The organism is Sphingomonas trueperi, assembly GCF_040545965.1.
GTDB lineage: Bacteria > Pseudomonadota > Alphaproteobacteria > Sphingomonadales > Sphingomonadaceae > Sphingomonas > Sphingomonas trueperi_C.
In genome coordinates this window covers 562355-588018 of the sequence record NZ_JBEPMV010000004.1, presented here as the reverse complement: position 1 = coordinate 588018, position 25664 = coordinate 562355, and the positions used below count along the sequence as shown (strand labels likewise).

22 protein-coding genes are annotated in these 25664 nt (G+C 68.7%); 14 read left to right on the top strand and 8 right to left on the bottom strand.

Features of this window, described 5'->3' with window-relative positions:
- Positions 1-375, top strand: coding sequence for a hypothetical protein (locus ABIC35_RS14295; protein ID WP_121072848.1), 375 nt, complete (start codon positions 1-3; stop codon positions 373-375).
- 153 nt (positions 376-528) lie between these two features.
- Here ABIC35_RS14295 and ABIC35_RS14290 read toward each other — a convergent pair whose 3' ends face one another.
- Together ABIC35_RS14290 and ABIC35_RS14285 are read right to left on the bottom strand one after the other, a co-directional pair.
- Positions 529-1227: an HAD family hydrolase gene (locus tag ABIC35_RS14290; protein ID WP_183049274.1), complete on the bottom strand. Its 699-nt coding sequence runs from the start codon at positions 1225-1227 to the stop codon at positions 529-531.
- The gene (locus ABIC35_RS14285; protein WP_121072846.1) at positions 1224-1892 is read right to left on the bottom strand and encodes a YggS family pyridoxal phosphate-dependent enzyme; all 669 of its coding nucleotides are present in this window, start codon (positions 1890-1892) and stop codon (positions 1224-1226) included. Before ABIC35_RS14285 ends, ABIC35_RS14290 begins: the two co-directional genes overlap by 4 nt.
- Before the next feature lie 16 nt (positions 1893-1908).
- Between ABIC35_RS14285 and ABIC35_RS14280 the strand changes: the two genes are divergently transcribed.
- Positions 1909-2436: a thiamine phosphate synthase gene (locus ABIC35_RS14280; protein ID WP_121072844.1), complete on the top strand. Its 528-nt coding sequence runs from the start codon at positions 1909-1911 to the stop codon at positions 2434-2436.
- Positions 2437-2451: 15 nt separating this feature from the next.
- On the opposite strand, the gene ABIC35_RS14275 is transcribed toward ABIC35_RS14280, so the two are convergent.
- The gene (locus ABIC35_RS14275) at positions 2452-3180 is read right to left on the bottom strand and encodes a hypothetical protein (RefSeq protein WP_354278492.1); all 729 of its coding nucleotides are present in this window, start codon (positions 3178-3180) and stop codon (positions 2452-2454) included.
- A 206-nt stretch (positions 3181-3386) separates the two neighbouring features.
- On the opposite strand from ABIC35_RS14275, the gene ABIC35_RS14270 reads away from it, so the two are divergent.
- The 5 genes from ABIC35_RS14270 (at position 3387) to ABIC35_RS14250 (ending at position 10721) form a co-directional block, all read left to right on the top strand.
- On the top strand, positions 3387-3824 hold the full coding sequence (locus tag ABIC35_RS14270) for a DUF3576 domain-containing protein (RefSeq protein WP_121072840.1): 438 nt from the start codon (positions 3387-3389) through the stop codon (positions 3822-3824).
- Between the two features lie 13 nt (positions 3825-3837).
- Positions 3838-6369, top strand: coding sequence for a leucine--tRNA ligase (gene leuS / locus ABIC35_RS14265; protein ID WP_121072838.1), 2532 nt, complete (start codon positions 3838-3840; stop codon positions 6367-6369).
- On the top strand, positions 6366-6869 hold the full coding sequence (gene lptE / locus ABIC35_RS14260; RefSeq protein WP_121072836.1) for an LPS assembly lipoprotein LptE: 504 nt from the start codon (positions 6366-6368) through the stop codon (positions 6867-6869). The genes leuS and lptE overlap by 4 nt, the downstream gene beginning before the upstream one ends.
- Positions 6866-7888, top strand: a complete 1023-nt coding sequence (gene holA, locus ABIC35_RS14255; protein WP_121072834.1) for a DNA polymerase III subunit delta — start codon at positions 6866-6868, stop codon at positions 7886-7888. Before lptE ends, holA begins: the two co-directional genes overlap by 4 nt.
- Positions 7889-7973: 85 nt before the next feature.
- Positions 7974-10721, top strand: a complete 2748-nt coding sequence (locus ABIC35_RS14250; protein WP_121072832.1) for a glycosyl hydrolase 115 family protein — start codon at positions 7974-7976, stop codon at positions 10719-10721.
- On the opposite strand, the gene ABIC35_RS14245 is transcribed toward ABIC35_RS14250, so the two are convergent.
- Positions 10697-11575 (bottom strand): PEP-CTERM sorting domain-containing protein, encoded by an 879-nt coding sequence (locus tag ABIC35_RS14245; RefSeq protein ID WP_121072830.1) that lies wholly within the window; start codon positions 11573-11575, stop codon positions 10697-10699. The genes ABIC35_RS14250 and ABIC35_RS14245 overlap by 25 nt on opposite strands.
- A 93-nt stretch (positions 11576-11668) precedes the next feature.
- Between ABIC35_RS14245 and dinB the strand changes: the two genes are divergently transcribed.
- The 4 genes from dinB to ABIC35_RS14225 all read left to right on the top strand — a co-directional run bounded on the left by dinB (position 11669) and on the right by ABIC35_RS14225 (position 17005).
- Positions 11669-12754 carry a DNA polymerase IV gene (dinB, locus tag ABIC35_RS14240; RefSeq protein WP_121079032.1) on the top strand — a complete coding sequence of 362 codons (1086 nt, stop codon included), beginning with the start codon at positions 11669-11671 and terminating at the stop codon, positions 12752-12754.
- Positions 12755-12846: 92 nt separating this feature from the next.
- A complete protein-coding gene (locus ABIC35_RS14235) occupies positions 12847-13788 on the top strand; it encodes a YihY/virulence factor BrkB family protein (protein WP_121072828.1) in 942 nt (313 codons plus the stop codon).
- 65 nt (positions 13789-13853) lie between these two features.
- Entirely contained in the window at positions 13854-16217 is a 2364-nt protein-coding gene (locus ABIC35_RS14230) for a hypothetical protein (protein ID WP_121072826.1), read from the top strand.
- A gap of 113 nt (positions 16218-16330) precedes the next feature.
- Positions 16331-17005 (top strand): glycoside hydrolase family 11 protein, encoded by a 675-nt coding sequence (locus ABIC35_RS14225; RefSeq protein WP_354278491.1) that lies wholly within the window; start codon positions 16331-16333, stop codon positions 17003-17005.
- A 45-nt stretch (positions 17006-17050) separates the two neighbouring features.
- On the opposite strand, the gene ABIC35_RS14220 is transcribed toward ABIC35_RS14225, so the two are convergent.
- Positions 17051-17440: a four-helix bundle copper-binding protein gene (locus ABIC35_RS14220; RefSeq protein WP_121072823.1), complete on the bottom strand. Its 390-nt coding sequence runs from the start codon at positions 17438-17440 to the stop codon at positions 17051-17053.
- A 134-nt stretch (positions 17441-17574) separates the two neighbouring features.
- On the opposite strand from ABIC35_RS14220, the gene ABIC35_RS14215 reads away from it, so the two are divergent.
- Complete coding sequence (locus ABIC35_RS14215; protein ID WP_121072821.1) at positions 17575-17799, top strand: DUF3072 domain-containing protein; 225 nt, start codon at positions 17575-17577, stop codon at positions 17797-17799.
- An 11-nt stretch (positions 17800-17810) separates the two neighbouring features.
- Here ABIC35_RS14215 and kdsA read toward each other — a convergent pair whose 3' ends face one another.
- From kdsA to ABIC35_RS14200, 3 genes are read right to left on the bottom strand one after another with little or no spacing between them, the layout of a single operon-like run.
- Positions 17811-18632, bottom strand: coding sequence for a 3-deoxy-8-phosphooctulonate synthase (kdsA, locus tag ABIC35_RS14210; RefSeq protein WP_121072819.1), 822 nt, complete (start codon positions 18630-18632; stop codon positions 17811-17813).
- A gap of 11 nt (positions 18633-18643) precedes the next feature.
- Positions 18644-19972: a cytidylyltransferase domain-containing protein gene (locus ABIC35_RS14205; protein ID WP_121072817.1), complete on the bottom strand. Its 1329-nt coding sequence runs from the start codon at positions 19970-19972 to the stop codon at positions 18644-18646.
- Positions 19965-20963, bottom strand: coding sequence for a KpsF/GutQ family sugar-phosphate isomerase (locus ABIC35_RS14200; RefSeq protein ID WP_121072815.1), 999 nt, complete (start codon positions 20961-20963; stop codon positions 19965-19967). Before ABIC35_RS14200 ends, ABIC35_RS14205 begins: the two co-directional genes overlap by 8 nt.
- 245 nt (positions 20964-21208) lie before the next feature.
- On the opposite strand from ABIC35_RS14200, the gene ABIC35_RS14195 reads away from it, so the two are divergent.
- Positions 21209-23611 carry a membrane-bound PQQ-dependent dehydrogenase, glucose/quinate/shikimate family gene (locus ABIC35_RS14195; RefSeq protein WP_121072813.1) on the top strand — a complete coding sequence of 801 codons (2403 nt, stop codon included), beginning with the start codon at positions 21209-21211 and terminating at the stop codon, positions 23609-23611.
- A gap of 119 nt (positions 23612-23730) precedes the next feature.
- Positions 23731-25662: a hybrid sensor histidine kinase/response regulator gene (locus ABIC35_RS14190; RefSeq protein WP_121072811.1), complete on the top strand. Its 1932-nt coding sequence runs from the start codon at positions 23731-23733 to the stop codon at positions 25660-25662.
- Positions 25663-25664: the final 2 nt, after the last annotated feature.

Here is a 25664-nt window from a genome sequence, read left to right as displayed (position 1 = left end):
ATGATCCTGTTGTCGATTGCGTTGCTGTTCGGACAGCAGATTTCGGCCGATGCCGAGCAGGCGGAGATCGTCGTCATCGGCCAACGCTTGGCTCGCTGGAGCGCTACCTACATGATCCGCGGTAGCAAGCTCCGGTGCGCTACCAAGACGTCAACCGGCGACCCCGATATCGATTCGCTTGGATGCAAGGCATTCGAAACCTGTGCGGACCAGCTTGCCCCACGCATCGCCAAAAGCGATGAAAAGTCGCTTGCGAACAGCGATCGCTTGGCGATGAAGGCCGGCATCAAGCAAGATCTTTCCGCATGCGTCGCCGATCAACGGACGGTCCTGATCGCAGAACTCGCGAGAAATCGGCAGAATAGCCCTCGATAACCGCGCGGCAGAGCGCCTTGGCAGGGACAGAGGCTGACTTCGAGCGGTGGCAACATAGCCGCGTGCCCCGTGCTCCTGCGAAAGCAGGAGCCCAGCATGGCGAAATACAGGACAACCCTGGGCTCCTGCTTTCGCAGGAGCCCGGCAACGTCGTCAGGCGATCAGCCGGGCGACCTCGTCGAAGTCTTGGGCGATGTGCTGCACGCCTAGCGCCTTGAGCCGCTCGCCGTGATCGGCCGCGCAGTGCGAGCCCGCGCACAGCCCGATCACCGTCGCGCCCGAGGCGACCGCGCCCTTCACCCCCACCGGCGAATCCTCGAGGATCACACAGTCCGCGATCGGCACGCCCAGCGCGGCGGCGGCGTGGAAGTAGAGGTCCGGCGCCGGCTTGCCGTTGGCGACATGCTCGCGGCCGCTGAACAGCTTGTCGCCGAACAGGTCGCGCACCCCCAGATGCCGGAGGTGGGTGTCGAGCCAATGGGTCGGGCTGGACGAGGCGATCGCCTTGGGCAGGTCCGCAGGCAGGCTTTCGAGGAAGCGGAGCGCGCCCGCCACCGCCGGCAGCCCCTCGGAGAGCGCCCGCGCATCTTCCTCGGCACGGGCTTCATGGAAGCCCTCCGGCACCGGACGACCGATCCAGTTCTCGATCGCGGCGAGGAAGTCGTGCCCCGCCAGTCCCATGAAGTTCGCCATCGAATGTTCGGGCGTGGTCGGGTGACCGATGCTGGTCAGATAGTCGGCGATCTGCTTGTTGCCGGCATATTCGCTTTCGAGCAGCACACCGTCGAAGTCGAAGATGATACCGGCGAAACGCACCGGGATCGTGGTGGACAGGCGCGTCAGTTCGTTCATGCGCGGTCTCCGAACAGTGCCGTGCCGACACGAATATGGGTGGCGCCGAGCGTAACCGCGGTCTCGTAATCGCTCGACATGCCCATACTGAGTCCCTTGAGGCCATGGTCGCGCGCCAGCTTGGCGAGCAGCGCGAAATAGGGCGCGGCCTCCAGCCCGGCGGGCGGCACGCACATCAGCCCGGCGACCGGCAGGGTCGCGGCCTTCGCCTCGGCGAGCAGCGCCGGCAGCTCGGCCACGGGGCATCCGCCCTTTTGCGGCTCGTCGCCGATATTGACCTGAAGGAAGCAGGCGGGGCGGCGATCGGCCTTGTCCATCGCCTTGGCGAGCGCGGTCACCAGCGAGGGCCGATCGACGCCGTGAATCGCATCGAACAGCGCGACCGCTTCGTCGGCCTTGTTGGACTGGAGCTGGCCGACCAGGTGGAGTTCGATGCCCGGCGTCGCCTCGCGCAGCTGCGGCCATTTGCCCTGGGCTTCCTGGACGCGGTTCTCGCCGAACACGCACTGGCCGGCGTCGATCAGCGGCTGGATCGTCGCGGCGTCATGGGTCTTGGAGACCGCAATCAGGGTGATGTCGGCTGGCTTGCGGCCGGCGATCTTGGCGGCGCGGGCAATCGCGGTCTGCACCGCGGCGAGCCGCTGGCTGGCATCGTCTTGAAGCATGGGGCGGGCTATAGGCATGGCGATGCCGACCCGCCACCCCCCAATCCCGCGCCTGTGGCTGATGACCGATCCGCGGCTGGGCGACGGGCTATGGGACGCGCTGGCGCGGCTGCCGCGCGGCAGCGGGGTCATCTTCCGCCACTACCACCTGCCCAGTGCCGAACGCCGCGAGATGTTCGCCCGCATCGCCAAGATCGCGCGGCGGCGCGGGCTCTTGCTGCTGCGAGCAGGTGCCGAGCCGATGCGCAGCGAGAGAGGCACCCATGGGCGGCGGGGCCGCGGCCTTACGACGTGGCCGGTACATTCGCGGCGGGAAGCGATCGCCGCCATCCGAGCCGGCGCCGATGCGCTGCTGGTCTCGCCGGTCTTTCCCACCCGCTCGCATCCCGGCGCCCCGGTACTCGGCCCGGTGCGGTTCGGCTTGCTGGTTCGGGGACTGAAGGTGCCCGTCATCGCGCTTGGCGGGATGGACGCGGACAAGGCCAGGCGACTCAAGCCGCTAGGGATACATGGTTGGGCGGCGATCGATGCCTGGACCCACTAACCGGGTCCCTGCAGATCAGAAGTGGAAGGCCGTGCCGATATAGATCGACTGGCTGTCGCGACGTGTATCTTCGTTGAACTGCGTCAGACGATCGCGCTCGCTCTTGTAGCGCACGCCCGCGGTCACATCGAGGCGACGCGACACGGCGTAGGAGCCACCGAGATCGAACGAATAGCTGGGCTTGTCGCCAATCAGCACCGGGGTGCCCGCCAGCGGACGATCCTCGCTCGCGGCGATGCGGCCGCTCAGGCGCTTGCCGGCATAGCTGAGCGCGACCTCGGAGCGATCGCGGCTGCCCGGCTGGGTGTTCGCCATATCGATATGAGTCACGTCGCCCGAAACGGCGAAGCGACGCCAGCCCACCGCGACGCCCAGATTATAGGCGATCGGCGCGAGGCTGACCGAGGCCGGCTTGGCCGTCGCGGTACGGCTCGCCAGTTCCACTGCGCGATTCGTGCTGGCACGAACCGCGACATTGACGCCGCGAGTCGAACCGGTGCGCGACTCGGCCGGGGTGAAGCGGAAGCCCGCGCCGTTCATTCCGCTGCGCGCCAGCATGGCGGCGAGCTTGGGATCGGCGGATGCAGGCGTGAACCCACCGGCGACCTGCGCCAGCGGTGCGGGGCGAACGGCCGCCTTCAGGGCGCGGTCTCGTTCCTGTGCCTGGAGCGTGGGCGCGACGAGGAGCCCGGCGGCGCAGAGCGCCCCCAGCCCAAGTCCCGACATCCAACGTACCAAGCGCATTTGCATACCTCTCTAATGGTTGCCCCTACCATGGAATCAAAGCGACGTTCCACCGGTGGCATCAATTTTCCCGGAGTGTTGCACAAGACCCACAGAATCGTACCATCCGCGACCAATCGGATACCAGCGCGTCGGCCTTGCTCCCGCCACATCCCGCCCTATAGATGCAGGCACTCATTCCCTTGCCGGTAGGAAGTACGACGTCCATGAACCGCCTGTTGCGCTTTGCGATCCTGGGGTCGCTCGCTGTTTCCGCCTCCGCCTGCAGCCACCAGAAGAAGGGCGTGAACGCGGACCTGGCGGCATCGAAGGTGACGACGATCGGCGTCAACGCCTATCTGTGGCGCGCCACGCTGGACACGCTGAGCTTCATGCCGCTGCTCCAGACCGACTCCAACGGCGGCGTGATCGTCACCGACTGGTATGTGAACCCCAACGTCCCCACCGAGCGGATGAAGGTGACGGTGACCGTGCTCGACCAGGATCTGCGCGCCGATGCGCTGCGGGTCGCGGCGCTGCGCGAAGTGAACCGCAACGGCGCCTGGGTCTCCGCACCCGTGCAGGCCGCCACCGTCCAGAAGCTCGAGGACATCATCCTGACCCGTGCACGCGACCTGCGCCGCGCGGCCGTCGCGACCAACTAATCGGAATCCCAATATGGCGTCTCGCTTCAATCCCTTGAAGGCGGACGCGGCGTGGCAGAAGGCGTGGGAGGAAAACCGCACCTTCGCCGCCCGCGACGATTCGCCCAAGCCGAAGTCCTACGTGCTCGAGATGTTCCCCTATCCCTCGGGGCGCATCCATATGGGCCATGTGCGCAACTACACGATGGGAGACGTGCTGGCGCGCTTCCGCCGGATGAAGGGCATGGAAGTGCTCCATCCGATGGGCTGGGACGCCTTCGGCATGCCCGCCGAAAATGCCGCGATGGAGAAGAAGGTCCATCCGCGCGCCTGGACCCGCCAGAACATCGCGACGATGAAGGCGCAGCTCAAGCGCCTCGGCTTCGCGCTGGACTGGACGCGCGAGATCGCCACCTGCGAGTCCGACTATTACGGCCAGGAACAGGCGCTGTTCCTCGACCTGTATGAAGCCGGCCTGGTCTACCGCAAGGAAAGCGCGGTCAACTGGGACCCGGTCGACATGACCGTGCTCGCCAATGAGCAGGTAATCGACGGGCGCGGCTGGCGCTCGGGCGCGCTGGTCGAGCGGCGCAAGCTCAACCAGTGGTTCCTCAAGATCACCGATTTCGCCGACGACCTGCTCGAAGGGCTGAAGGGCCTCGAGCATTGGCCGGACAAGGTGAAGCTGATGCAGGAAAACTGGATCGGCAAATCCGAAGGCCTGCAGTTCACCTGGTCGCTGTCGAACGGCGACGGGCTGACCGTCTATACCACGCGGCCGGACACGATCTTCGGCGCGAGCTTCGTCGCAATCGCGGCGGACCATCCGATCGCGCAAGCGCTCGCCGCGGGCAACCCCGAGGTCCAGGCATTCATCGAGCGCTGCAAGCAGGGCGGCACCACCGCCGCCGAGCTGGAGACGCAGGAAAAGCTCGGCTGGAACACCGGGCTCACCGCGCAGCATCCGTTCGACGCGAACTGGCAGGTGCCGGTGTACATCGCGAACTTCGTGCTGATGGACTATGGCACCGGCGCCGTGTTCGGCGTGCCGGCGCATGACCAGCGCGACTTCGAATTCGCGACCAAGTACGACCTGCCGATCCGCCGCGTCGTCTCCGAAGGCGACAAGACCGATCCCACGTTCGACGGCACCGAGGCCTATACCGGCCCCGGCACGCTGGTGAATTCGCACTTCCTCGACGGCCTCGACGTCGTCGATGCCAAGCGCGAAGTGATCCGCCGCGCCGAAGAGGGCAATTGGGGCACCGGCAGCACCGTGTGGCGCCTGCGCGACTGGGGCGTCAGCCGCCAGCGCTATTGGGGCACCCCGATCCCGATCATCCATTGCGAGGATTGCGGCCCGGTCGGCGTGCCCAAGGACCAGCTGCCGGTCTCGCTGCCCGAGGACGTCTCGTTCGACGTCCCCGGCAATCCGCTGGATCGTCACCCGACCTGGAAGCATGTCGATTGCCCCAAGTGCGGCAAGCCCGCGCGACGCGAGACCGACACGCTCGACACCTTCGTCGATTCGAGCTGGTATTTCCTCCGCTTCGCCAGCCAGCCTTCGGACAAGCCGTTCGACAAGGCGGTGGCCGAGCAGTGGCTGCCGGTCGGCCAGTATATCGGCGGCGTCGAGCACGCGATCCTGCACCTGCTCTACGCGCGCTTCTTCACCCGCGCGCTGCGCCATATCGGCCGCATCGACGTGGCCGAGCCGTTCGCGGGGCTGTTCACGCAAGGGATGGTCACCCACGCCAGCTATTATCAGCTCGAAGAGCATGAAGGGCTTGAGCGGAAGGTGTATTTCGAGCCGACCCAGGTCTCGTTCCGCGCCGATGGCTCCGCCTATCTGACCGACACCGGCGCCGAGGTTACCGTCGGCCGCGTCGAGAAGATGTCGAAGTCGAAGAAGAATACCGTCGACCCGACCGAGATCGTCGACCAGTATGGCGCCGACGCGACCCGCTGGTTCGTGCTCTCCGACAGCCCGCCCGAGCGGGACCTGGAATGGAGCGAGAGCGGCATCGAAGGCGCGTGGCGCTTCGTCAACCGGCTGTGGCGCCTGTTCGATGGCCTGGAAGCAGCGGAAGGCGAGGACAAGGATCTCGACCGCAAGCTCCACCGCACCATCGCCGGTGTGGCCGAGGACATCGAGGCGCTGACCTTCAACAAGGCCGTCGCCAAGCTCTACGAGCTGACCGCGGCGATCGAGAAGGCCAAGCCCTCCGCCTCGCGCACTGCCGCGATCCGCGCGCTGGTCCGCATCGTCGCGCCGATGGTGCCGCACATCGCGGAAGAGGCCTGGGCCGCGATGGGCAAAACCGGCATGATCGCCGACGCCGAATGGCCGGCGGTCGATCCGGCGCTGCTGGTCGACGACGAAGTGACGATCGCGGTGCAGGTTAACGGCAAGCTGCGCGATACGCTGGTGATGCCGAAGGGCGCCGCCAAGGACGTGGTCGAGGCCGCGGCACTTGCGTCGGACAAGATCGTTCGGCTGCTCGAAGGCAACGCACCGCGCAAGATCATCGTGGTGCCCGATCGATTGGTGAACATCGTCGCATGAACAAGACCATGGCCCTGCTCGCCCCCCTCGCCTTCGCGCTCTCCGCGTGCGGGCTGCATCCGATGTACCAGGGGGGCAGCGGCGGCGCGGTTGCGACGACGCTCTCGGCGGTCGAGGTAGCGCCGATCGAAGGTCAGTCAGGCTGGCTGGTGTCCAACGCGCTCAAGGATCGGCTGGCGAACAATGGCGGCGCGGCGGCGTACCGGCTCGAAGTGAAGCTCGACGACCAGATCATCGGCCTAGGCGTGCGGCGCGACGACTCGGTCTCGCGCGAGCGGCGAACGCTGCGCGCGCGCTATCAGCTGATCGACCTGCGGAGCGGCCAGGTGGTGCTCGACGCCACCGCGGGGTCGGACGCGGGCATCGACGTGGTGGGATCGGAATATGCGACGATCGCCGCCGAGAAGTCGGCGCTGGAGCGGCTCTCCGGAATCGTCGCCGACCAGATCGTCGCGCGGCTGGCGCGGACGGTGCGCGAAGGCGGCGCGCGGCCCCAGTGAAGGCCAATGCGGGCCAGATCCGCGCGGCGGTAGACTCGCCCAAGCCCGAGACCCGGCTCTATCTGCTCCACGGCCCCGACGAAGCAGGCGCCGCCGATCTCGCCCAGCGGCTCGGCAAGGCGCTGGGGTCGGATGTCGAGCGCATCGATATCGACATGAAGATGCTGCGCGACCAGCCCGGCATTCTAGCCGACGAGGCGGCGTCGCTCTCGCTGTTCGGCGGGGCGCGCTACATCCGGGTTTCGAACATCGAGGAAGGCGCGGCAGAGGCGATCGCGCTGCTGCTCGGCGCCGAGCGCGCGGGCAATCCGGTCGTGGCGATCGGGCCGAACCTCAAGACCAGCGGCAAGCTGGTGAAGGCGGCGATCGCCGCGCCGACCGCGATGGCGTTCGCCTGCTACGTCCCCGAAGGCGCGGGCGCGGCGCAGCTGGCGGGCACGATCGCGCGCGAGCACGGGCTTCGCCTCACCGGCGACGTGCCGCATCGGCTGGCACTGGCCTCGGCCGGCGACCGCGCGGTGCTGACCCGCGAGATCGAGAAGCTGGCGCTGTTCCTCGATGCCGATCCCGAACATCCCCGCGATGCTGATGGCGCCGCGCTCGACGCGATCGGCGCCGACCTTGGCGAGGGCGAGCTGTTCGGCGCGATCGAGGCGGTGCTCGACGGGCGCGTGGCCGAAGTCGGCGAGGAACTGGCCAAGCTCGGCGAAGGCGGCGGCTCGGCGATTCCGCTGATGCGCCAGCTCGTGCGCCGGCTGATGACGCTGGCCGAACTGCGCGCCGAGATGGACCAGGGCGCCAGCGTCGACGACGCGATGGAGCGCCACCGCGTCTTCTTCAAGGAACGCCCCGCGACGGGGCGTGCGCTGCGTCGCTGGTCGGCACCGCAGATCGCGCGGGCGATCGAGCGGGTGCGGACGGCCGAGCGGGCGATGATGAGCTCGGGCAGCGCGGGGGAATTGCTGGCGGAAGTGGAATGCGTGGCAATCGCGCGGGCAGCGGCAAGAGCGAAGGGCTGACACGTGCGCTCCCCTCCCGCAGGCGGGAGGGGAACGTTTGCTCGAAGGGATTCCCTTCCGCGCTTTGGCATGCTTCAACCGCCGCATGCGTCACCTCGCCCTGCCCGCTCTCCTCGCTCTTCCCCTCGCCGCCCACGCCCAGCAGGCCGTGCTGTTCGACGGCCGCACCACCGCAACCATCGTCCATGACGACGCGACCTCGGCAAAGCTGGCCGGGGACCTGCTCGCCCGCGACATCGGCAAGCGCGCCGGCAAGACCCCCCTCGTGGCAAGCGACCTCGCCGCCTGCGCCAAGCTCTGCGTCGTCATCGGCCAGAAGGATTCCGCCCTCGTCCGCACCGTCGCCGCTGATACGAAGATCGATCTCGCCGCGCTGAACGGCCAGTGGGAGCGCTATATCCGCGTCCTCGCCCCGTCGAAGCAGCACCCCGGCCGCTCCTATCTGCTGATCGCCGGATCGGATCCGCGCGGCGCGATCTGGGGCACGGTGGACCTCAGCCGCGCGCTCGGCATCTCGGCCTGGGAATGGTGGGCGGACGTCACCCCGCGCCATGCCGACCGGCTGGTCGTCGACGGCCGCCGGCTGCTCTCCGAGGCGCCGTCGGTCCAGTACCGCGGCATCTTCCTCAACGACGAGGATTGGGGCCTCCAGCCCTGGGCGGCCAAGACCTACGAGCCCGAGACCGGCGACATCGGGCCCAAGACCTACGCGAGAGTCTTCGAGCTGATGTGGCGGCTCAAGGCCAATCTGATCTGGCCGGCGATGCACGAAAGCACCAAGCCCTTCTACCAGATCCCCGGCAACGCCGAGATGGCCAAGGCGTACGGCATCGTCGTCGGCACCTCGCATGCCGAGCCGATGCTGCGCAACAACGTCCGCGAGTGGGACGAAAAGGCCGAGGGCCCCTTCAACTTCTTCACCAATCGCGACCGCATGGTCGATTACTGGCGCCGCCGGGTGGACGACGTGAAGGCGTACGAGAACGTCTACACGATCGGCCTGCGCGGCAAGCATGACTCGGCGCTGGAAGGCGCGAAGAGCCCCGAACAGGCGCTCGCCGCCACGGCCCAGGCGATCGACCTGCAGCGCGGCCTGCTCGCCACTGCGCAGGGCAAGCCGGCGGACCAGATCCCGCAGGTGCTCACCCTCTACAAGGAAGTGCTCGACGTCTATCGCAGCGGGCTCAAGGTGCCCGAGGACGTGACGCTCGTCTGGCCCGAGGACAATTACGGCTATCTCGGCCAGTTGCCGACCGCCGCGGAGCAAGCGCGCAAAGGCGGATCGGGCCTCTACTACCACATCAGCTATTGGGGCCGGCCGCACGACTATCTGTGGCTGGCGACCACCCATCCCGCGCTGATCCGCGAAGAACTCGACCGCGCCTGGCAGACCGGCACGCGCAAGCTGTGGGTGGTCAATGTCGGCGACATCAAGCCCGGCGAGGTGCTGGCGAGCTACTTCCTCGACGTGGCGTTCGACGCGAAGCTGCTCAACAAGCCGGTGCGCACTCAGCTGTACGACTGGGCGACCATGCAGTTCGGCGCACAGGGGCCGGCCGTGGGCGACATCCTCATGGACTATTACGACCTCGCCTGGGAGCGGAAACCCGAGTTCATGGGCTTCAGCACCGTCGAGCCCGAAACGCCGATCCGCATCGGCGACTATGTCCGCACCGGCGGCGACGAGGCGCAGGCACGGATCGCCCGCTACCAGGCGCTACTCGACAAGGCCGAGGCGCTGGGCAAAACGATGCCCGCCGATCGCCGCGACGCCTTCTTCCAGCTCGTCCTCTACCCGGTGCGCGGGGCGGCCAAGCTCAACGAGCGCAACCTTAAGCTCGATCTCGCCGCGCTCTATGCGCGTCAGGGCCGTGCCAGCGCCAATGCGCTCGCCGACCAGGCCCGCGCCGCGCACCAGACGATCGTCGCCGATACCGCCGCCTACAACGCCCAGAACGGCGGCAAGTGGCGCGGCATCATGGACATGGCCCCGCGCCAGCTCGCCGTGTTCGCCGAGCCGCCCTATCCCAAGATCGACCTCACGCCGGTCGCGCAATGCGGCGCCGATGCCCGCGCGCTGGCCTTCGCGCCGGGCAAGCCGGAAACGCGGTACATGACCGTCTACGCCAAGGGCGCGGTGAGCGATTGGACGGTGGAGGGGCTGGAAGGCGTCGAACTCTCCGCCCGTTCCGGCCGGCTCGATGCCAGCAACGGCTATGAGATGCGCGTTGCCGTAGCCTATGACGGCAAGGGCGCCATCGCCGCCGGCAAGATCCGCTGCAACGGCGCGATGGTCTATCTCGAGCCGGTGCTCCAGCCCTTCCCCGCCGGCGACGCCACACCGGAGGTGAACCACATCATCTCCCTCACCCCAGCCGACCTGAAACTGGCCGGCACGCCGTGGGAGCGGATCGCCGAGCTCGGCTCACGCGGCGCCGTGCTGCGCAGCAAGCTCGACCTGTCCTCCAGCGACCGTGCCGATGCCGTGGCCCCGCTCGTCCTGCCCTTCGTGCTGGGCAACAAGGGCGATGCCGAGCTGAGGATCGTCGCCCTGCCGGTCCACGCCCTCACCTCCGCCAACAAGCTGCGGCTGGGCGTGCGGGTGGATGGCGGCGCCATTACGGTGCTCGATTACGAGACGCATGGCCGGAGCGATGAGTGGAAGGCCAATGTCCTCTCCAACACCGCGGTGCGCACACTGAAGCTAGGCCTGCTCGCCGCGGGCGCACACAAGATCGAAGTCTTCGCGATGGACCCGGGCTTCCTGCTCGACCGGATCGATGTGCGCCTCGACGGCGCCCCCGATTATTACGGCGCGCCGCCGATCCGCTGAGCCGCCAGCTCGGCGGCTGCGACGTCGCGCAGCCGCCGGGCGACCTCGGGATTGATCCCCAGATCCTCGGCGGCGCGCTCGCGCGGGCCGAGGCTGCGCGGATCGCGGCCGGTTATCGCGCCGAACTCGACCAGCGCCTCGAGATAATAGCCCTCGGCGCTGGCGTGATACTGGTCCCAGGTCCACAGGCTGAACTGGCCCCAGGCAATGCCGTCATAGGGATTGGCATCGGCAAAGCCGTCGCGGATCGCGCGGTTCCAGGCGGTGCCGACCGGCAGCACGCCGTGGATGCCGTAGCCCGGCGCCAGCCCCAGCCGGTTCGCCGCCAGCAGGTCTTCTGCCATCCGGTAGATCGACGAGCCGTGCCAGTGCCCGCCCGGTCGATAGGTCTGGTCGGCGCGCGACCAGGTCGCGACCAGCTCCACCTGTGCCGCCGGGTTGCGGGCATGGACGAGCGCCGCCAGCTCGCGCGCCGCCGCCAGATGGCGGGTGGGGTCGCCCGGCCGCTCGGCATCCAGCGTGCTGAAGCCCTGCAGCACCACCACGTCCCAGCGCCGATCGACCAGCGCACGGCGGTTGGCGAGATGCCAGGCGAGGTCCTTGCCGGGCGAGGTTTCCAGGCTCACCTGCCAGTCGAGCCCCGATTCGATCGCGAAGGTGCGGAACAGCGCGGGCACGCCGCCGATCCCCTCATGGTTGAGGTCCATCACGCGATCGGGGCGGTAGCGCATCACCGGCGAATTGGCGCCGAAGGTAAAGCTGTTGCCGATGAACAGGATCGTCTTCGCCGCCGCGGGCAGCGTCCACAGGAGACAAGCGAGCAGGAGGGCGAAGCGGCGAGGAAACGTCTGCATGTCGTCTTCCTTAGCCGCCCGCCCGCCGGTTTCACAATGACTTGGGCCGGAAACGCTGTTCCCTATTCGTTCAACCGGCGGTATATCGGCGCCATGGCCGCGCCGCCCATTCGGAAAATCCTGCATATCGACATGGATGCGTTCTACGCCTCGGTCGAGCAGCGCGACGATCCCAGCTTGCGGGGCAAGCCAGTGGCGGTGGGCTCGGCCGCGGCCCGCGGGGTGGTGGCGGCGGCGAGCTACGAGGCGCGCACCTTCGGGGTGCGCTCCGCCCTGCCCTCGGTCACCGCGCTGCGGCGCTGCCCGGACCTGATCTTCGTGCGGCCGCGCTTCGACGTGTACAAGGCGGTGTCGCAGCAGATCCATGCGATCTTCGCCGACTATACCGATCTGATCCAGCCGCTGTCGCTCGACGAAGCCTATCTCGACGTGACCGAAGATCGCCGCGGGCTCGGCACCGCCTGGGCGACGGCGAAGGAGATCCGCGCGCGCATCCTGGCGGAAACCGGGCTCACCGCCTCGGCCGGCGTTTCGTACAACAAGTTCCTCGCCAAACTCGCCTCGGACCATCGCAAGCCCAACGGCCAGTTCGCGGTCACGCCCGAGATGGGCGCCGCCTGGGTGGAGACGCTGCCGGTATCGCGCTTCCACGGGGTGGGGCCGGTCACCGCCGCCAAGATGCAGCGGCTGGGGATCGAGACGGGCGCCGACCTGCGCGCCAAGTCGCTCGACTTTCTCCAGCAGCATTTCGGCAGCAGCGCCGAATGGTATCACCAGATCGTCCGCGGCGTGGACGAGCGGCCGGTGAACCCCAATCGCGAGCGCAAGTCTTCGGGCTCCGAGACGACGTTCAGCCGTGACCTCACCGAGGATGCCGAGATCGAGGCGGCGGTGCTCGGTCAGGCCGACGACGTCTGGGAATGGTGCGAACGCACCCAAGGCTTCGGCCGCACCGCGACGGTGAAGATCAAGTACGCCGACTTCCAGATCATCACCCGCAGCCGCAGCCACACCGCCCCGATCACCAGCCGCGAACAGCTCCACGCCGCGAGCATCGCGCTGCTGCGCTCGGTACTTCCGACGCCCAAGGGCATCCGGCTGGTGGGCGTGACCGTCTCCAATTTCGAGCGCGGGCTGGCCGAGCCGCTGCCGTTGTTCGGGCATGCGGACGCGCAGTAACCGCCGCAATCTCAACATCCTGCACCTTTGGACGCAAGGAACCGGGTCCAAGGGTCGCGCGCTTTCCCGCGACAAGAAACAGGGGAAGCAGGATGGATCCGAAGGGGCGCGACGCGCACAGCCCGTGGGCGATGCCATGGGCGGGATGGAAGTCCGTGCTGTGGCGCAGCTGGAACGAGGCGAGCGACGACAATATCGGGCTGATCGCCGCCGGCGTGGCCTTCTACGGCTTCCTCGCGCTGGTGCCGCTGCTGGGCGCGGTGGTGCTGAGCTATGGCCTGATCGCCGACCCGGTGACGGTGCTGCACGACGTCCGCGGGCTTTCCACCGTCCTCCCGCGCGACATCGCCGCAGTGGTGGGCGACCAATTGCTCGGCCTGGTCCACAGCCCCGACGGCCAGAAGGGCTTCGGCATCCTGATCGCGCTCGCGATCGCGCTGTTCGGCGCGCGCAACGGCGCCGGCGCGATCATCGCGGCGCTCAACATCGCCTATGAGGAGAAGGAGAAGCGCAGCTTCATCTGGGTGAACCTCACCGCCATCGCGATCACCATCGGCGCGGTGGTCGCGGCGGTGCTCGCTGCGGGCGCGATGACGGCGCTCGGTGCGCTCGATCACCTGCTGCCCTTCGCCCCCGACGCGCTGCTCGTGCTCGGCAAGATCGCGAGCCATGTGCTGCTGACGCTCGCCGGCGCAGCGGGCGCCGCCGCACTCTATCGCTTCGGCCCGTCGCGGGCGAAGCCGCGCTGGACCTGGATCACGCCGGGATCGCTGCTCGCCGCACTGCTGTGGCTCGGGCTGACGCTCGGCTTCGGCGCCTATGTCCGCTATATCGGGCGCTTCGATGCGACCTACGGCGCGCTCGGCACGATCGTCGCGCTGCTCACCTGGCTGTACCTCTCCTCCTATATCCTGCTGTTCGGCGCCGAGCTCAATTCGGAGCTGGAGCACCAGACCGCGCACGACACCACCACCGGCGCACCCCAGCCGCTCGGCCAGCGCCGCGCCTGGGTGGCCGACAATGTCGCCGAGTGAGGGGCGACAACGGCTCGTCGCGTGGACGGTGGCCCTGCCCGCCCCGCTTCCCCTATAGCGGCGCGATGCGTCGCCTTCCCCTGATCCCGCTGCTGCTGGCGCTGCTCTGCGCCGCCCTCCCCGCCCAGGCCCAGCAAAACGCCTTCGACCTGGTCGGGCCGGACCTGAAGCTGACGGTGACGCGCGGCAACACCACGCTGCCGATCGGCGCGGTGCCCTCGCTCCAGCCGGGCGACAAGGTCACGGCGGAAGCGGCGCTGCCCCCGGACCAGTCGGCGCATTATCTGCTGGTCGTCGCCTTTCTGCGCGGCGCGACCAACCCGCCGCCCAAGGACTGGTTCTTCGTCGCCGAGACGTGGCGCAAGAAGAAGAACAAGCTCGAACTGACCGTGCCCGAAGGCGCCGAACAGGCGGTACTGCTGCTCGCGCCCGACACCGGCGGCGGGTTCGATGCAGTGCGCGACGCGGTGCGCGGTCGACCGGGCGTGTTCGTCCGGGTGGCGCAGGACCTGTTCCAGGCCTCGCTCGACCGGGCGCGGCTCGATGCGTTCGTCACCGCGATCGCGCGGATCGGCGACACCGCGCCCGAGCGGCTCGCCACCGCCGCGCCGGTGCTCGCCAATGCGCTGCGGATCAAGCTCAATGCCGAATGCCTGAGCCGCCCGCGCGGGCTGCAGGCTGCCTGCCTCACCCAGAATCGCGATTCGCTGGTGCTGCAGACCCAGCGCGGCACCACGCTCGCCGAGACGCTGACCGGCACCCCCGCCGACCTCGCCTACAGTATCGCCGCGACGCCCCAGGCGGGCGGCGGCTACTACAGCTCGTACATCGGGCTGGCGCGCGACGTGGCCAAGCTGTTCGGCGCGTTCCGCAGCCCGCAATACCAGTATCTGCCGGCGCTGGCGCTGGGCCGCGGCGACACGGTGAAGCTGCTGCTCAACGCCGCGCCCTCGTTCCAGAGCCCGCGTTCGGTGCTCGCCGCACCGCTGCCGCCGATCGGGCCTGCGACGCCGCCGATCTGGCAGGCGGGCGGGCCGACGCCGGTGTGCCTCGCCAAGCCCGATCTGGTGCTGCCGCTGGAGGACGCGCCCCTCCTCTACGCCACCGATTTCGGCCGATCGCTGTCGGTGCGGGTGACCAGCAATGAAGGTGCGACCCGCGACTTCCCCGTGCTGCCCGATGTCGAAAAGGGCGGCGTGAAGCTGGACGGGGCGGTGCCGGCGGACCTCGGCACCGTCTCCAACGCGGTGCTGCAGGGCCGCTGGGGGTTCGACAGCTTCTCCGGCCCGCGCCTGCCGGTGCAGCTCGACAAGATGGGCGCGTGGCGCGCGGTGCCGGACAGCAATGTCGTGGTGGGCCGCGAGCATCCGCTGGTGCTGCGCGGGGGCGCCGCCTTCTGCGTCAGCCAGATCGCGCTGAGCGACGCCGCGGGCACGCGCACCCCGGTGCCGTTCAAGGTGACCGGCCAGGACGAGCTGACCATGACGCTGCCGCTCAAGGACGCCAAGCCCGGCGCGCTGACGCTCAACGTCGCCCGATTCGGCAGCGCGCCGCCGGACACGATCCCGCTGGTCGCGCGGCTGGAGGCGAGCCGGCTGGATCGCTTCGTGGTGCACGAGGGCGATGCCGAGGGCGTACTTGAAGGCGCGCGGCTCGACCAGGTGGCGGGACTCGACTGGCACGGGCTGCACTTCGCGCCCGGTGCCCTTTCGCGCGTCGGCGAGGGCGACCGACTGGTGCTGACCGCGCCGGGCCCGATCCCTGCCGGCGACGGCGAGGCGGTGGTGCGGCTCCGCGACGGGCGCAGCGTGAAGCTGGCGGTCCGCGCAACCGCCCCCCGCCCCGCGGCGACGCTGCTCAGCCGCGCGGCGAGCGGCAAGCCCGCCACCGGCGCGCTGCCGATCACCCTCCCCGACGGCGTGCTGCCTGCCGATGCCGCGATCGACTTCTCGTTCAAGGTTACGCGCGGGTCGCTCAGCGATAGCGGCGTGGTGGAGATCGCCGGTGCCGAGGGCCCGAGCGCCCGGCTCGGCTTCCGCGACGGCGCGCTGCAGCGGATCGGCGGTGACGTGGTGGTCGCCCATTTCACGCCGCGCGCGCTGCTCGGTGCCGGGATCGCCGGACCGCTGCGCTACCGCCTGGTGCAGGACGGCACGCCGGGCGACTGGCAGCCGCTGGTCACGCTCGCCCGACTGCCGGTGCTGGCCGGGCTGACCTGCCCAGGCGACGCCGCGCCCTGCACGCTTGCCGGCCAGGACCTGTTCGTCGTTGCAGCGCTGAGCGATTCGGCCGTCTTCACCCGATCGACATCGGTGCCGCTCGGCTTCGTGGGCAGCACGATTGCCCTGCCCGCGCCGGCGGGGGGCACGCTCTACCTGCGCCTCCACGATGCGCCGGAGGCCGTCGCGCGCGTGACACTTACCAAATGAATCAAAGTATCTTTGGAGCACATTGACGACTCGCCTGGCCCTCGATCATGTTCCGTCCCGTCGCGGCGCAGAAACGCGACGAAAATCGACACATCGTCGGAGGAGAAGGAACCATGATCGTCAAAGCACTAAAATTGATAGCGCTACCGTCGCTGCTTGCGATGGGGGTTTCGGTCGGCAGCGCCCAGGCGCAAACCATCTGTTCGAATCAGACCGGTACCAACAACGGCTTTTTCTTCACCTTCTTCCGTGACAGCGGCTCCGGCTGCATGACGCTGGGCAGCGCGGGCAACTACAGCGTCAACTGGAACCTCGGATCGAACGGCAACCTCGTCGTCGGCAAGGGCTGGCAGACGGGTTCGATCAACCGCGTTATCGGCTATAATGCCGGCGTGTTCGTGCCGGGCAACAACGGCTATCTCGCGCTCTACGGCTGGTCGACCAACCCGCTGGTCGAATATTATGTCGTCGAAAACTGGGGCAACTTCACGCCGCCGGGGAACAGCCAGCAGCTCGGCACGGTGAACACCGACGGCGGCAGCTATCGCATCTACCGGACCCAGCGGGTCAATGCGCCGTCGATCATCGGCAACGCCACCTTCTACCAATATTGGAGCGTGCGCACCGCCAAGCGCGCGACCGGCACCAATAATACGATCACCTTCCGCAACCATGTGAATGCCTGGGCGGGGCTGGGCATGAACCTCGGCACGATGAACTATCAGGTGCTCGCGACCGAGGGCTATGGCAGCGTCGGCAATTCCAACGTCACCGTCTGGCAGCAGTGAGGGTGCGGGCGGGAGGGCTTGGGGCCCTCCCGTCTCGCAGGCGCGTCAGTTGACGCTGGGCAGCGCCGCGCGGCAATCTTCGGCGCATTCGCGGCACATCGTCGCGCAGAGCCGGCAATGTTCGTGGTCGTGCTTGGCGCATTCCTCCGCGCACAGCTCGCAGGCGCGGATGCACGTCTCCAGCATCGTGCGCAGCATGGCGATGTTCTGCCCCGTGCGCCGCGTCGCCAGCCGCGCGGTCGCCGCGCAGACATCGGCGCAATCGAGGCAGGTGCGCACGCATTGCCGCATGTCCATCGCCTCGGCGACGCAGGCATCGGCGCAGCTGGTGCACATCAGCGAACACAGCATGGCGTGGCGCGCCGCCTTGGCGAGCGCTTCATTGGCATCGGCGCCCACATCGGGGTGCAGCGCGATCATCTTTTCGAGAGACATGGGATGGCTCCTTGCTGGCCGGCATCGGTCGCATCCCCAACGGGCCGAAGCGCCGAGGGTTCAGATAAAAGACCGTGGAACCAGCCCGTTGCGCCGCCCGTTGTCGAACATAACAGGAACTTCAGGAGGCGATCATGGCCGAACCACTGCACAATCCGAAGCTCGACGAACATCCCGGCTCCAACACTGAAAAGGATCCGGACGACTGGGTTTCGGGCGATGATCCGATGACCGGCGCGCAGGCCTCCTACCTCACCACGCTGCTGGAAGAAGCAGGCGAGCCACCGATCGAAGGCGAGCTCAACAAGGCGGAGGCCTCGAAGCGGATCGATGCGCTGAAGGAACAGCTCGGCCGCTGAGCGGCGCCGGCTCAACCCGCCTTGGCGAGCGTGTCGAATGCCTTGAGGCGGGTGAGCAGCGCGCGCATCTGGTCGAGCGGCACCATGTTGGGGCCGTCGCTGGGGGCGGTGTCGGGCGCCTGGTGCGTCTCGATGAACACCGCCGCCACGCCGACCGCGATCGCGGCGCGGGCGAGCACCGGCACGAACTCGCGCTGGCCGCCCGAGCTGGTACCCTGCCCGCCCGGCTGCTGCACCGAGTGGGTGGCGTCGAACATCACCGGATAGCCGGTCTCCGCCATGATCGGCAGCGACCGCATGTCGCTGACCAGCGTGTTGTAGCCGAAGCTCGCGCCGCGTTCGCACAGGATGATGTTCTCGTTGCCCGTGGACGCCAGCTTCTTCGCGACGTTCTTCATGTCCCAGGGCGCGAGGAACTGGCCCTTCTTGACGTTCACCGCACGGCCGGTCTGGGCGGCGGCGAGCAGCAGGTCGGTCTGGCGGCAGAGAAAGGCGGGGATCTGCAGCACGTCGACCACTTCGGCCACCGGCGCGCACTGGCTCGCATCGTGGACGTCGGTCAGCACCGGGCAGCCGAACTGCGCCTTGAGATCGGCGAACACCTTGAGCGCCGCGTCCATTCCGATGCCGCGCGGCGCGTCGATCGAGGTGCGGTTCCCCTTGTCGAACGACGTCTTGTAGATGAAGCCGATGCCGAGTTCGGCGCACAGCGTGGTCAGCGCCTCGGCCATGAAGAAGGCATGGTCGCGGCTCTCCATCGCGCACGGCCCGGCGACGAGCACGAACGGCTTGTCGTTGGCGATCTCCAGGGCACCGACCTTGACCGTCTTCATTCCCAAATCCCTCAGAACGTGCCGCAATCGGCAAGTATGGTATCCACGTCGCGGCCGCGCGCGGCCTGCATGCGGATGGTGGCCTCGCTGGACAGCAGGTCCCATGCCGCGGCTTCGATCTCGGGCCATAGCGCCCTCGGCACCGCGACGATACCGTCATGGTCGGCGAAGATGACGTCGCCATTGGCGATGCACACGTCGCCCATGGTGATCGGGCGGTTCATCGCCTTGACCGTGCCTTCGTACTTGATGTCGTCGCAGGTCTGGCCGCGGGCATAGACCGGCAGGCCCAGCGCACGCACGTCCGCGGTATCCCGCGTTGCGCCGTCGATCACGGCGCCCACCGCGCCCGATCGGATCGCAAGATTGGCGTTCAGATCGCCGAAATAGGCGAAGTCGGGCAGTTCGGTCGCGACCATGATCACGTCGCCCGGCCGCACGAAGCGATAGGATTGCAGCGCACCGTAGATGCCGTTCCAGGCGCCGCCGGGCTCGCGATCGGGCCGGTTGGGCAGTGCGGCGAGCTCGAGCGTCTTGGCGCGGCCGAGAAACTTGCCCCCCGTGGTCGGGCGGAGTGCCTTGGGCAGCACCACCCGGTGGCCGCGTTCCTTGAGAATGTCCGACAGCAGCGGCGAGGAGAGATGCGGCAGCATCGTGCGGAAGCGCGAGACTTCCGCCTGGCGGAAGCCCGCCGCCACCGTCTCGGCGATCACCAGGTCGTGGTGGTGGTTGATGTCGATCTGTTCGATCGGATCGAGATCGAACAGGATCGGGCGGGTGCCGAAGCGGCGCGTTGCCGGGCCCTCGCCGGTGCGGCGGACGATATAGAGGCTCATCGCCTCGACGATCGTCTCCGGCAGCTCGACGCTGTTGGGAATGCGGCCGGTGCCATAGGCGGGCACCTGCCCGTCCCAGCAATATTGCTTGGCGCGGGTGACCGCCACCAGGCTGTCCGCCTCCGGATCGGCGAGCAGCCGCTCGATGGCCCGGCCGATCGTGTCGGCGCTGACGAAGGGGGCGGTGCAGAGCAGCTGGACCCAGATGTCGGCATCCGGGCGCTGCGCGCATTCCCAGGCGAACATGCCGTGGCCGTCGGTGGCGTTGGTGGCGAGTTCGGCCGGGCGCTGGAGCCAGGTGACCGGCAGGTCGCTCGCCAGCTCGGCCATCGCCGCGCTCTCGGTGTCGAGGCACACTTCGCCGATCGCCGGGCAGTCGAGCGCCTGGAGCAGCTTGCGGCGGAACAGATGCTCGCCGTCGAGGATGCGGGTATTCTTGTCGGAAACGCGCTCGCTGCTGCCCTTGGCGGGGACGAAGGCAACGATCTTCAGGGGCTTAGCCATTCAACATGTCCTTGGCATGCAGCATGCCGTGCAGATGGCCCGCACCGTCGACCACGGGCAGGACCGAATAGCCGCCTTCGCGCTCGCGCAGCAGCAGCAGCGCGTCGCCCAGCGTGGCCGCAACGTCGATCACGCAGGGGCGTGGCTGCATCAGCGCGCTGGCGGGGGTATCGTAGACGTCGCGGCGGGACTGGAAGTGGCGGCGGATGTCGCCGTCGACGACCAAGCCCAGCAAGTTGCCGTCGTCCCCCACCACGCACGCCGCCCCCATCCGCCCGCGCGACATGGTGGCGAGCAGATCGGCGACCGGCGCCTGCGGCCCCACCACCGGCAACTCGTCGCCCGTGCGCATCAGCGTGCGCAGCGGCAGCGACTGGCGGCCGAGCAGACCGGCGGGATGGTGACGGAGGAAATCGGCACGCGTGAAGCCGCGGCTGCGGCTGACCGCCACGGCCAGCGCATCCCCGATCGCCAGCTGCAGCGTCGTGCTGCAGGTGGGTGCCATGCCGATGTGATCGGCCTCGCATGCGGTGCAGGCCGGGATCAGGATGTCGACCGCACGGCCGAGCGGTGAATCGGGCCGGCCGATCACGCCAATCAGCACGCAGGCGCGGCCCTTCAGCACGGGCAGGATGCGCAGGATCTCGTCGGTGGTGCCGCTGTTCGAGAAGAGCAACACGACATTGCCGTCCTGCACCGCGCCGAGATCGCCATGCGCCGCCTCGCCCGCATTGAGCGGGAAGGCCGGGGTGCCGAGGCTGGAGAAGGTCGCCGCGACCTTGGCGGCGATCAGGCCGGACTTGCCCATGCCCAAGCAGGTGAGGGGGCTCGACTGGCCGGCGATGACTGCGACGGCGTCGGCGAGCGACGACGGCAAGGCGGCCTCGAACGCCTGAAGCGCACGGCGTTCGGCGGCGATCACTTCGCCGGCCCAGGCAAGCGCGGGCACGGGGGTATCCTCGGCCACCGGCGCGATCAGGGCGTGCTTCATGCGGCGCAGTCCCCGGCAGCGTTCCGCCGGCAGCGTCGCGCGTCGGACAATGAGGATGCTGCCAATGCCTGCTCCGTTACGAACTCTCGGGACCAACACGCCCCATTGTGTCTCTTATAGGAACGGCGGACCTCGGCCGGGACGACGCTAGGAAAAACTTGCCTAGTGCGGGACGCTGCCGGAACCACGTCGTCCCCAGCCGGTTGGGCGGGCATCTCCCCTCGATCCGATTTCGGAGCGCCCATATGGCCGACCAGCAACGATCCTCGCGCGTGCTCACCGTGCTGGCTGCGATCCTCGCGCTGGTCGGGCTGGCGATCGGCGGCGGCGGGCTGTGGCTCGCGCTGCTGGGCGGATCGATCTACTATCTGCTCGCCGGGCTGGCGCTGCTCGCCACCGCCTGGCTGCTCTATCGACGGCGCGCGACGGCGCTGACGCTCTATGCGGTGCTGCTGGTCGCGACGATGGTCTGGGCGGTGGCCGAGGCCGGGTGGGACTTCTGGGCGCTCGCCCCGCGCGGCGACATCCTGGTGCCGCTCGGCATCGTGCTGGCGCTGCCCTTCGTGACGCGGCGGCTGGGTTCGCCGCGCTGGCCGGGCCGCGCCTGGCCGCTGGTCGGCAGTCTCGGCATCGCCGCCCTCGTGCTGCTCGCCACCGCCTTCACCAATCCGCACGACCTGGCCGGCGAACTGCCCGGCGCGCGCGGCATTGCGCCCGCAAGCGTTCTGGGCGGCACGCCGAAGGAAGACTGGGACGCCTATGGCCGCTCCTCGCGCGGCGATCGCTGGTCCCCGATCGACCAGATCACCCCCGCCAATGCGAGCAAGCTGGAAAAGGCCTGGGAATTCCACACCGGCGACCTGAAGACCGGCGCCGATCCGGACGAGTTCACCTATGAGGTCACGCCGATCAAGGTCGGCAACCTCGTCTATCTCTGCTCGCCCCACAACATCGTCTTCGCGCTCGATGCGGAGAGCGGCAAGCAGGTCTGGCGCTACGATCCGCAGATCCGATCCTCGCAGGAGATGCAGCACCTGACCTGCCGCGGCGTGTCCTACCACAGCAACGGCGCCGCGGCCGGCACCGGCGGCATGTGCGACAACCGGCTGATCATGGGCACCAACGACGCGCGGCTGATCGCGCTCGACGCCGCGAGCGGCCGCCCCTGCCCCGGCTTCGGCACCAATGGCCAGGTCGATGTCTGGCCCGGCCTTCCCGGCCAGCAGCGCGGCTGGTGGCAGATCACTTCGCCGCCCGTCATCATCGGCAACCTCGCGGTGTTCGGCGGCGCGGTCTATGACAACAAGACGACCTTCATGCCTTCCGGCGTGGTGCGCGCCTATGACGTGAACACCGGCCGCGCGGTCTGGGCGTTCGATCCGGCCAATCCGAACGACACGCGCCCCAAGGCGCCGGGCACCGGCCGCTACACGCCGTCGAGCCCGAACAGCTGGACAATCGCCGCCGCCGATCCGGCGCTGGGCCTGGTCTACATCCCCACCGGCATGGCCGCGATTGACCAATGGGGCGGCCGCCGCACGCCGGAGACCGAGCGCTTCGCCACCTCGGTGATCGCGCTGGAAGCCGCCACCGGCAAGGTCCGTTGGACCTTCCAGACCGTCCATCACGACCTGTGGGACATGGACGTCCCCGCCCAGCCCGCGCTGGTCGACCTCAACCTGCCGGGCAAGGGCCGGGTGCCGGTGCTGATCCAGTCGACCAAGACCGGCAACATCTTCGTGCTCGATCGCCGCACCGGCAAGCCGGTGGTGCCGGTGCGCGAGATCCCGGTGCCGCAGGGCGCAGCACCCGGCGACCGCACCTCCCCCACCCAGCCCGAATCCGCGCTGAGCCTGATGGAGAAGAAGCGCGTCACCGATGCGGACATGTGGGGCGCGACGATGTTCGACCAGCTCGCTTGCCGCATCAAGTTCAAGCGGCTGCGCTACGAGGGGCCGTATACCCCACCTTCGCAGCAGGGCACGCTCGTCTTCCCCGGCAATTTCGGGGTGATGGACTGGGGCGGCATGGCGATCGATCCCGTCCGCATGGTCGCCTTCGCGCACCCCAATTACATGGCGTTCGTCGATCGGCTCGTCCCGCGCCCCGAATCCGATGCGGCTCCGCGTGGGCAGCACGGTCCGGCCGGCGGCTCGGACTTCAGCGGCTCCGACATCAAGGGCTTCAACCCCAACACGGGTGCGCCCTTCGCCGTCGCGCTCAACCCGTTCCTCTCGGCGCTGGGCCTGCCCTGCCAGGCGCCGCCCTGGGGCTATGTCGCCGGGATCGACCTGGTGAGCGGCAAGACCGTGTGGCAGCACCGCAACGGCACCTCGCGCGACCAGACGCCCGTGCCGCTGCCCTTCAAGCTGGGCGTGCCCTCGCTCGGCGGGCCGATGCTGACCGCAGGTGGCGTGGCGTTCATGGGATCGGCGCTGGATTATTATCTGCGCGCCTATGACGTGACGACCGGCAAGGTGCTGTGGCGCGGCCGGCTGCCCGCGGGTGGCCAGGCGACGCCAATGAGCTACTGGTCTGCGAAGAGCGGCCGGCAGTTCGTTGTGATCGCGGCCGGCGGCCATGGCTCGCTCGGCACCAAGCGGGGCGATTCGATCGTCGCCTATGCCCTGCCCAAGGGGGTGCAGTGACAGCAGCGGATCGTTACGGGCTAAGTATTGATCCAGGATATGGGTTTGACTTTGCTCCTGAAATACATGCCTGATCCGGAACGGGCATGATCGGCCCGTAGAACGGGGACAGGTCAACTTTGCGACGCTCGCTGATCCTGATGGGTCTCACCGGCCTGCTGCCGATCGTCGTCCTCGGCTCGGCCTATGGCGCGGTGACCCTGCGCGAGCAGCGTGCGGCGCTCGATCGCCAGGCAACCCTCGCCAGCCGATCGACCGCTCGCCTGGTGGGGCGCGAGATCGCCGCGACGCTGGACGCGGTGAAGATGATCAGCCGCTCGCCGACGCTGGACGGCGGCATCGATCGGCCCCGCTTCACGCTGCTCGGCCTGCGCCTGTTGCAGGACCATCCCAATTGGGCAGCACTCAGCGTCGCCGATTCCGACGGCAACCGCCTGCTCGATCTGCCCAGTCCGATCGGCGGCAGGCTGGGCAAGGTGGTCGATCCGGTCAGCCTCGCCCGCGCGGTGCGGACGCGCCAGCCGCAGGTCGGCCATGTCATCCGCGGTGCCGGCCTGACGGCATTCGCCGTGCGCGCGCCGGTGCTGAACCGCGGCGCCGCGCCCTATGTGGTCTCCGCCGTGATCCCCATCACCGCCATGCAGCACCTGCTGTTCGCCGAGGAGATTCCCCCCGGCTGGCGGCTGCGGATCTTCGACAAGCGCGGCGCGGTGATCGCCCAGTCCGGTGCGACGGCGCGCGAGGCGATGCAGTCCGTGGTCACTGCCGTACCCGAATCGGGCTGGCAGGTGGAAGTGGCGGTCCCCCGCGGCAGCTTCGCCGCGCTCACCCGCCAGGCGCAGATCGTGCTGATCGGCGGCAGCATCGTCGCGCTGGCGCTGTTCGCCGCCCTGACCTTTGCGCTCATGATCGAGCTGCGCCGCTTCCGCCAGCGCCAGGCGGCGACCTTGCAGGCGCAGCGGCTGGAAGCGCTGGGACGGCTCACGGGCGGCGTCGCGCATGATCTCAACAATTTGCTGACCCCGATCCTGGGCGGGCTCGACCTGCTGCGCGCGCGGATCGGCGAGGATGCCAAGGCGCTCCGCTATATCGACAGCGCGACGAGCAGTGCCGAGCGCGCCCGCACCCTGGTCGCGCGACTGCTCGCCTATGCCAAGCGCCAGGCGCTGACCCCCGAGGCGATCGATGTCGGTGGGCTGCTCGCCGACCTGCACGAGCTGCTCCAGCGCTCGGCAGGCCCGACCATCGCCTGCACGATCCGCAGCGCGGCGGACCTGCCCGCCGTCCGCGCCGATCGCAACCAGCTCGAGCTGGCGGTGCTCAACCTGGTGATCAACGCGCGCGATGCGATCCAGACCGACGGGCGTGTCAGCGGCACGATCATCGTCGAGACGCGCCTGCCCCGCCGCGACGAGGCGCGCGGCCTTGCCCGTGGCGACTATCTGGCGCTGGCGGTGCACGACGATGGCTGCGGCATGGACGCCGCCACGCTGCGCCGGGCGATGGAGCCCTTCTTCACCACCAAGGCAGGCGACCGCGGCACCGGGCTCGGCCTGTCGATGGTCCATGGCTTTGCCGAGCAATCGTCAGGCCGCCTGATGCTGGAAAGCGCCCCCGGCCAGGGCACCAGCGCAACCCTGATCCTGCCGGCGACCGACGCCCCCGCGCCTACGCTCGACACCCTGCGCGAGCGGCCGACCCGCACTGCCGAGATCCTGCTGGTCGACGACGATCCCGCCGTGCGGGAGGCGGCCGCAGAAGTTCTCCGCGCCCATGGCCATCTGGTCGCGGAGGCGGAGTCGTTGAGCCAGGGCATGGCCGCGCTCAATCATGCGCCGGGCACCGCGTTGGTCATCACCGATTACATGATGCCGGGCGGCACCGGCGGCGAGTTCATCACCCGCGCCCGCGATGCCGGGCTCCCACAGCCCTTCCTGCTGCTCACCGGCTATACCGATGCGGCGGAGGATCTGCCGGGCGACGTGCCCCAGCTGCGCAAGCCGTTCCGCGAGCGCGAGTTGCTCGACGCGGTGGACGCGCTGCTGGGCTGAGC